Annotated in this window: 7 protein-coding genes and 1 pseudogene; 3 read left to right on the forward strand and 5 right to left on the reverse strand. The window is 55.9% G+C overall.

The annotated features are described in order from the left end of the window. Positions 1–84 precede the first annotated feature (84 nt). Positions 85–1419, forward strand: a complete 1335-nt coding sequence (locus tag ABJD00_RS13345; protein WP_413849023.1) for an NAD(P)-binding domain-containing protein — start codon at positions 85–87, stop codon at positions 1417–1419. Here the strand turns inward: ABJD00_RS13345 and ABJD00_RS13350 are convergent. From ABJD00_RS13350 to ABJD00_RS13360, 3 genes are read right to left on the reverse strand one after another with little or no spacing between them, the layout of a single operon-like run. Beyond that, positions 1416–1814 carry a hypothetical protein gene (locus ABJD00_RS13350; RefSeq protein WP_413849025.1) on the reverse strand — a complete coding sequence of 133 codons (399 nt, stop codon included), beginning with the start codon at positions 1812–1814 and terminating at the stop codon, positions 1416–1418. The genes ABJD00_RS13345 and ABJD00_RS13350 overlap by 4 nt on opposite strands. Continuing rightward, on the reverse strand, positions 1811–2188 hold the full coding sequence (locus ABJD00_RS13355; protein WP_413849027.1) for a hypothetical protein: 378 nt from the start codon (positions 2186–2188) through the stop codon (positions 1811–1813). The genes ABJD00_RS13350 and ABJD00_RS13355 overlap by 4 nt, the downstream gene beginning before the upstream one ends. Continuing rightward, positions 2185–4554, reverse strand: coding sequence for a DUF1989 domain-containing protein (locus ABJD00_RS13360; protein WP_413849029.1), 2370 nt, complete (start codon positions 4552–4554; stop codon positions 2185–2187). The genes ABJD00_RS13355 and ABJD00_RS13360 overlap by 4 nt, the downstream gene beginning before the upstream one ends. Before the next feature lie 137 nt (positions 4555–4691). Between ABJD00_RS13360 and ABJD00_RS13365 the strand changes: the two genes are divergently transcribed. Then, positions 4692–5531: an EamA family transporter gene (locus ABJD00_RS13365; protein ID WP_413849031.1), complete on the forward strand. Its 840-nt coding sequence runs from the start codon at positions 4692–4694 to the stop codon at positions 5529–5531. Here ABJD00_RS13365 and ABJD00_RS13370 read toward each other — a convergent pair. Further along, a complete protein-coding gene (locus tag ABJD00_RS13370) occupies positions 5516–6544 on the reverse strand; it encodes a GlxA family transcriptional regulator (RefSeq protein ID WP_413849033.1) in 1029 nt (342 codons plus the stop codon). The two genes, ABJD00_RS13365 and ABJD00_RS13370, sit on opposite strands and share 16 nt — an antisense overlap. A gap of 1 nt (position 6545) precedes the next feature. Beyond that, a complete protein-coding gene (locus ABJD00_RS13375) occupies positions 6546–7430 on the reverse strand; it encodes a bifunctional 5,10-methylenetetrahydrofolate dehydrogenase/5,10-methenyltetrahydrofolate cyclohydrolase (RefSeq protein ID WP_413849035.1) in 885 nt (294 codons plus the stop codon). A 169-nt stretch (positions 7431–7599) separates the two neighbouring features. Here ABJD00_RS13375 and ABJD00_RS13380 point away from each other — a divergent pair. Then, a pseudogene (locus ABJD00_RS13380) lies at positions 7600–7826 on the forward strand (IS6 family transposase); the annotation flags it as partial.

Below are 7826 nucleotides of genomic sequence, written 5' to 3' on the forward strand. Positions count from 1 at the left end.
TTACTATGGTTAAAATTAGTTGACTTGCAGGGGCGATCCCGCTCGAATTGAATAAATGAACAATTCAGCCGGGAGAGTCGTAAAATGCCTAAACGTATCGCCATCATAGGGGCGGGACCTTCGGGTCTGGCACAGCTGCGCGCATTCCAGTCCGCCAAGAAAAACGGTGAGGACATACCCGATATTGTGTGTTTCGAAAAACAGTCCAATTGGGGCGGGCTTTGGAATTACACGTGGCGCACCGGTGTGGATCAGTATGGAGAGCCGGTGCATGGTTCCATGTACCGTTATCTGTGGTCGAATGGACCAAAGGAGGGATTGGAATTTGCTGATTATTCCTTCGAGGAACACTTCGGGAAGCAGATCGCATCCTACCCGCCACGCGCAGTGCTGTTCGACTACATCCAGGGCCGTGTGGAAAAAGCGGGCGTACGGGATTGGATTCGCTTTGAAACCGCTGTGCGCCGCGTCGAGTTTGAAGATGGAAAATTCAACGTAACGGTTAAGGATTTGCCTGCTGACAACGAGTACACCGAGGTCTTTGACCACGTGATCTGTGCCTCGGGGCACTTTTCGACACCAAACGTGCCAGAGTTTCCTGGTTTTGAATCCTTTAAGGGACGTGTGTTGCACGCCCATGATTTCCGAGATGCGCTTGAGTTCAAGGATCAGGACATCCTGATCGTCGGCACCAGCTATTCTGCTGAGGACATCGGGTCGCAGTGTTGGAAATACGGAGCCAAGTCGATCACTGTGTCACACCGCACGGCGGCTATGGGCTACGACTGGCCTGACAACTGGAGCGAGGTTCCGCTGTTGACCCATGTCGACGGGAAGACAGCGCACTTCAAGGATGGTACCAGCCGCGATGTCGATGCGGTGATTTTGTGCACAGGGTACCAACACCACTTTCCGTTCATGGCTGAAGAATTGCGCCTGAAGACGGCGAACCGTCTGGCGACGGCGGATCTCTATAAGGGGGTCGCATGGGTGCATAACCCCGTGCTGTTTTATCTGGGCATGCAGGACCAGTGGTTCACGTTCAATATGTTCGACGCGCAAGCTTGGTGGGTCCGCGATGTGATCATGGGCAAGATTGCGATGCCGTCCAAAGCCGAGATGGACGCAGATGTCGCGGACCGTGTCGCGCGCGAGGATGCGGGGGAGGATGACTACGACGCGATCTGGTATCAGGGCGACTACATCAAGGAACTGATCGCAGAAACCGACTACCCGTCCTTTGATGTCGAAGTGGCTTGTCAGGCGTTCAAGGCGTGGAAGGGGCACAAGAAAAAGGGCATCATGAGCTTCCGCGACAATTGCTATGCTTCGGTTATGACCGGATCGATGGCCCCAATCCACCATACACCGTGGGTCGACGCACTGGATGATAGTCTGGAAGTCTATTTGCAGAACTAGGGCGTGTTGATCCGCAAGAAAACATAGGTCTGCTGCAAAGCGCCCTTGTCCTTGATCGACACCGCGACTTGCGCGGTGTCGGTGTGAAATGTGCGCAGGTCGTAGCTGTCAGGGTGGTTCACGTCTTGATCGGCAATGGGTTGCACTCCGAGGCACGCCGCAGTGGCTTTCAGTACTGCATCGAACGCCTCTATGGCTTCGGGCGCGCGGTATGTGAACGGCCAATGGCAGTTCTGGGCACGCGCACCTGACAGGTCAAGCGACGTGCTGCATGTGCCCTCAGTTCCTTCTGGCAGAGCGAGGGTTGCAGGCTGGTCGGTAGTAAGACTCGCACAAAAGCCATCCGCATGAACTGTCGTTGCGCAGCCAATACAAAGAACAACTGCGCGGATCATGGTGAGACCAACTGTTCGCCTTCAAGTAGTTTGAACGGGGTTGGTGGTGTTTTCTTGCTGACCCAATAGAACGTCCCATCCCATTCCATTACAAACCAGCCATCCCAGTCTGAATCTCGTGGCCAGATGCTTTGGTATTCATCTTTGGCCGCGTCGATACGCCATTGGCCTCGGGTCGAGCGCGCGCCTTCTTGGGTGTAAATGGTCGTGCCGTCCGCGCCAAAAAACTGACGATACGCGGTGCCGTCCCATTTACCTACAGCCGTGTTGCCAGACAGCAGGGCGTCGATTTCGTGCGCCTTCAGCTTCACCGATTGGGCTTGCGCAGGCAACGCCAGAACCAAGAGGCAAGCAAGGAACGCGCGGCGGATCATGATCTGGGCCGCTCTTTCTTTGGATCATAATGGGCGAAAGGCACGATTTCAGCCGGAAGGCGCTTTTGATGGCCGTCCAGTTTGCCGACTTCAACATGTGTGCCGATGTCAGCATGGGCCACGTCAATCCGGGCCAGCGCGATGTTCTTGTCCAGCAGGGGCGAACGCATGGATGATGTCACCTCGCCAATTTGCGCGCGTCCGATGTGGATGCAGTCGCCGTGATCCACACCCACATTGCTGTCGATGTCGAGGCCAACAAGCTTGCGGCTCGGATGCTCCTTGCGTCGGATCAAAGCGTCGCGCCCAATGAAATCGTCGGGCTTGGATTTCAGTGGGACGGTAAAGCCGATCCCAGCCTCGAATGGGTCGGTCTGGTCGGAAAAATCGTATCCAGCAAAGATCAGTCCTGCTTCGATCCGCACCATGTCCAACGCTTCCAAACCCATGGGGCGCAGGCCGTGGCCTTGCCCCGCTTCCCAGATGGCGCTGAAAACTTCGGGCGCATGCTTGGGATGGCACATGACTTCGTATCCCAGCTCGCCAGTGTAGCCAGTGCGCGAAATCACGAAGGGAGTGCCTCCCTCGTCGTTCAAACGTGCCGGTGTAAAGCGGAACCAGCCAAGCTGGTCAAATTCGGGATTGTGGGGCGCGGTCCAGGCGATCTTGCGCAAGAGATCGCGGCTTTCGGGGCCTTGGACGGCAACGTTGTGGAGTTGGTCGGTGGAAGACCGCACAAGCACCTTCAGTTCCAGTTTCTCGGCCTGTTCACGCAGCCATTCGCCACCATAATCATTGCCGCCAATCCAGCGGAAATTGTCCTTGCCCAAACGGAAGACGGTACCGTCGTCGATCATACCGCCGTGCTCATAGCACATGGCGGTGTAGACAACGCCGCCCACGGCCAGCGTTTTCATGTTGCGGGTAAACACATATTGGCAAAGTGCCTCAGCGTCGGGGCCCGTAATCTCGAACTTTCGCAAGGGCGACAGATCCATGATGACCGCCCGCTTGCGGCAGGCCCAGTATTCATCGATCGGGCCCGCCTCGGCAAAACAGTTGGCGAGCCAATAGCCGTTGTATTCGATGAAGTTGCGGGTGTGCTTGGCAAAGCTTTCGTGAAAGCCGGTTTGTTTGGTCATTTTTGGGTCCGCATCAGGGGTTGGCCGGTAGGCGACACTGCGTTGAAAGGTCTCGCGCCCGCTGTAGGTGCGCACGTGGATGTCCGTTGGGTTCCAGCCATTGGCGGCAGTGGTGTCGTCTGGACAGGCGGACGAGACACAAACGATGTCTGTGAGCGCCCGCAGCAAGACAAAGTCACCGGGGCGCGACCATGGTTCGTCCGAAAACATAACACCGTGTTCGTCGAGATAGGTGTTGAAGAAGAAGTTTATGGCCATCCACCCAGGCCGGCCCGTAACGTTGAATTCGGCCAGCGCGGAATTAAAGTTTTCCGAACAGTTGGCGTGGCCCGGATAACCGATGTCGTCGTAGTACTTGGCCGAGCAAGCGAGTGCGAAGGCGTCGTGGCGCCCGCAGGTGTCTTGCACCACTTCGACAAGCGGTAACATTTCCTGATCGTAGTATTTCGCATGCAGGCCCGGCATTGGATAGGCGTGCCCCATAAGCGTGCGGGTGGTTGTCACGTCCAAGGCGTGTTCGATGCCTTTGTCGAGCTTACGTGCAGAAAAGCATTCGAAATCCGTACACTGACGGCCATCGACATCGATGATCTGAATGTAATCCCCTGCTTTGACAAAGAAAGCCTCGGCCGTTTGCGTGTGCACGCGAATGTCAGCAACAGGGTCGGCCAACGGGTCAGGTAATTCAAATTTTGTATGACTTTTGATCGTCGCTCGTTGGATCATCACAGTAAGCGGAGTTACGGTGTCCTGTGCCTCGGCATCCATCGCTTCGCCGGGGGCCGCAATGATCAACGTGCCATCGCGCGAAACGCGCATCGCCTCTTCGGCTTTGGCGTGCGAGTCCAACCCGAACAGGCGAGTTGCTTGCGCGGATGAAAGATCGATCTTGCGTGCATCCAGACCCATGCGCAGGCCGCGCAGGGATTGATCGTTGCCAGCCAACAATGCGCGCAGCCCTTCCGCTGGGGCGTCTGCTGGGCGGTCAAGGATGCTGTCATTCACCCGGCCTTTGTCATCAGAACTGACAATTTCGCAGATTTGACCGCCTTCATCATTGATGACCGTCAGGCAGTCACCTGTTTCGACAGGAATGAGAACGGCACCCGCGCCCTGTACGACATACCGTTCCATACCGCGAGGCATCGAGAACTGAGCAGGTTGAATAATCTGGCTGGGGCGAGGTGGGCCCGGTTTAACCGTGGGGTAGGGGTCATCAAGCATTGTCACCTCCCGAACCGCCGAAATTTTGCACTAGCGGAATAATTGTTTAACTGTGAGAATACTCTTGCAGCGCAGATGCTGCAAGGGAAGGGGACATCGTACGTGAAAAAATCCTATCCATGCACGGTGCCCTTGTCATGGGAGCACTGACCTTAGGGCTAATAGCTGCGTTCAGCTGGGGCGTGCATGACACGATGGTGCGCTACATCTCACAAAAGCTAGGCGTGTTCCGTTCTCTGTTTCCCGTTCTGCTGACCGGAACGGTGGTAACGTCCATACTGGCCTTTGCGCTGGACACCGGCAGTATGACCTCCGAGGCGCGCGTCATGGCGATTTTGTCCGGGCTGGTGTTTGGGGTAACGGGTATGTCGTTTTACGCGGCCCTCGCTATCGGACCGGTCCGGGTCGTGGCTCCGGTCGTGGCCAGCTTTCCGATCTTGTCGGTCGCTTGGGCTGTGGCAAATGGACAATCGGTCACGATGCTGCAATGGCTGGCAGTTCTGGTGATCGTAGGTGGATGTGGGTTTGCGGCAATGTCTTCGGCCAACGAAGAGGCGGCCCCGCCAACGCTACAAGCTATCCTTTGGTCGGTGCTGGCCGCTGTCGGGTTTGCCCTGTCTTTTGCCCTTGGCCAGTTGTCAGTTGCTGACGGCACCGAAATGACGGCGATTGCCATCGCGCGCGTTGGTGCTGTTGCCGTTGTGGTGCTGATTGCGCTGATATTGCGCAAACCTGTACTGCCTGTTCGGTCGGCGCTTCCGATCTTGTTGGCCATGGGATTGCTTGATGCAATTGCCATAGGGGCGGTGATGGTTGCTGGCAACTACGCTTACCCTGAATTTGCCTCAGTCGGTGCGTCGATTTTTGGAGTTTTGACTATCATATTTGCCTCCATCTTTTTGAAGGAGCCGGTGACCCGCTCCCAATGGATTGGGATCGTTATAGTCTTTGTTGCAATCGGCTATCTGGCGCTCTGACGGCCATCGTATGTCAGCAACTGAATGCTTTTGCGCGCGCGCATCTGGGACGGCGTGACGCCGTATTCCACTTTGACGGCCTTTGCCATCGTGGTGCATGAGCCAAAGCCACAAGCCACGGCAATGTCGATCATCGGCAGCAGCGATTCCTCAATCATCGTCCTGACGCGTTTGACCCGCAGACGTTTGTAAAAACGCGCGGGAGTATCGTTGAAAGTCTTTCGGAATACCCGTTCTAGATGGCGCGATGAAATCCCGACATGTGCCGTGATCTCATCCATCGACATCGGTTCATTCACTGTGTCTTCCATCAGACGGATCACTTCCGTCAGGCGAGCATCAAACAAACCTTCGTTATCGGAGAGGCACTTGGGCTGGTCAGCGTCGCTTTTGCGGATTGTCTGCAGCATCAGATGACTGCCAAGCTCCGCCACCTGTGGTCGCGTCAGATAGGGAGAGATAAGTCCAACAATCAATTCCAGCGTCGCGCCGTCGCCGGCAGCCGTTATGATGCCGTCTGAATTTTCACTCAGGTGCGTCGTCAGTTTTGGATGATACGCGGTTTCGACCAGCGCAGTGACGTCGCGCCAATGGGTTGTGACATGGCCTCCGGGTGCCTTTGTAGCTTTGATATACGCTGTGGCTGCGTCTGACAGCAGCACTACGGTGCGCGCTTTGCGTTGCATTGCGCGGATTCGGGGCAGCCAAGTGTCTGCGATCGTACGCTTGCCCCCTATAACGATCATCATATCCGCAAGGCGATGATCCGCGATCGCGGGCTCGGCCCGAACCAAAGCACCATGATCACCAGAAACGACACCGGGCTTGTCTGTGCTGAACCGCCAGGAAAAAAGGTCGCGTCCAAGCAATGTGTTGGCAGTGGCAAGCACATGCGTGACAGACGTCAGTTCCAAGCCATTGAACCCTTTGCTGACATGGATCTCTATGGTTTGCGGCTTGGCGTGCGTGCCGACCGAGGCCGCGACGTCAAAGCGGTTGTCCTGTTTGCCCATGTTAAACAACCCATCCTGCTGAAATTTGGCGTTGGTGTGCGACGGTGGCGTTGCGCATCAGGATCGCCACAGTCACCGGGCCGACTCCTCCCGGGACGGGTGTGATCCAACCTGCGATTTCGCTGACGGCATCGGTATCGACGTCCCCCACAATGTAAGATGCGCCATCCGGCCCTTCGACTTGGTTGATCCCTATGTCGATCACAGCGGCACCTGGTTTGATCATGTCTGGTCCGAGGAAATGCGCAATCCCGACGGCCACTACAACCACGTCTGCGCGTCTCGAATGCATCGCGACCGAGCGTGTCATGTGGTGACAAACAGTGACAGTCGCACCTTCCGCCATCAGCATCATTGCGGCCGGCTTGCCAACGATTTCGGAGTGGCCAATCATCACGACCTCAAGCCCCTTGAGGTCAAGGCCCGTGGCCTTAATCAATTCGACACTGGCCGCCGCTGTACAGGGTGCCAAAGCTACATCCGAATAGACAATGTTGCCGATGGAAGCAGGATTCATTCCCTCCACATCCTTGAGCGGGTGGATGGCGGATTGCAGTGATCGCAGGTTGATATGGTCTGGCACTGGGCGTTGCAGGATGATCCCAATGACACCATCATCGTCATTCATGCGCTGTATGCGCGCTTTTGCCTCGTCTTGGTTGATGTCGCCTGGCCAGAACTGTGATTCAAATGGAAGGCCAGCGCGGGCTGCACCACGCTCCTGATTTCGCACATAAACCGCGACTTCGGGAACGTCCCCAATGGAAACCGAGACAAGCCGACCGATGTTGCTGTAGCATTGAGTAAAAGATCGGCAGTTTTCAAGTATGCGGGCTGCAACTGCCCGTCCGTCGATGTGATTGGTTTTCGGGGCGCTATCTTTCACAGAGAATCCAACTTCGCTTGGCGCTATCGCTTGCCAGAATGTTTCAGAATTTTTCTCTACATGCAACTTTTTTTACTATGAGTGCGGATGGGCAAAGCGAAACTGGCTTGAAGGCACTGTCAGAGGAAACCGGCTTGAGGCGGGCAGGGCGGATTTGTAGCGTTCAGGCATGACCAAACCTGATCCATTTCGCTACTTTAAAACGAACCGTGAGATAATCCGCCTGGCAGTGATGCTGTACGTGCGGTTTCCATTATCGCTCCGCAATGTGGAAGATCTGCTGCATGAGCGCGGCATCGATGTGAGCCATGAAGCTGTGAGATTTTGGTGGCATCGGTTCGGTCCGATGTTCGCGTCCGAGATCAGAAAACGGCGGATTGCGGGCATGAAATCCAG

This window comes from Tateyamaria sp., assembly GCF_039945315.1.
Lineage (GTDB): Bacteria > Pseudomonadota > Alphaproteobacteria > Rhodobacterales > Rhodobacteraceae > Tateyamaria.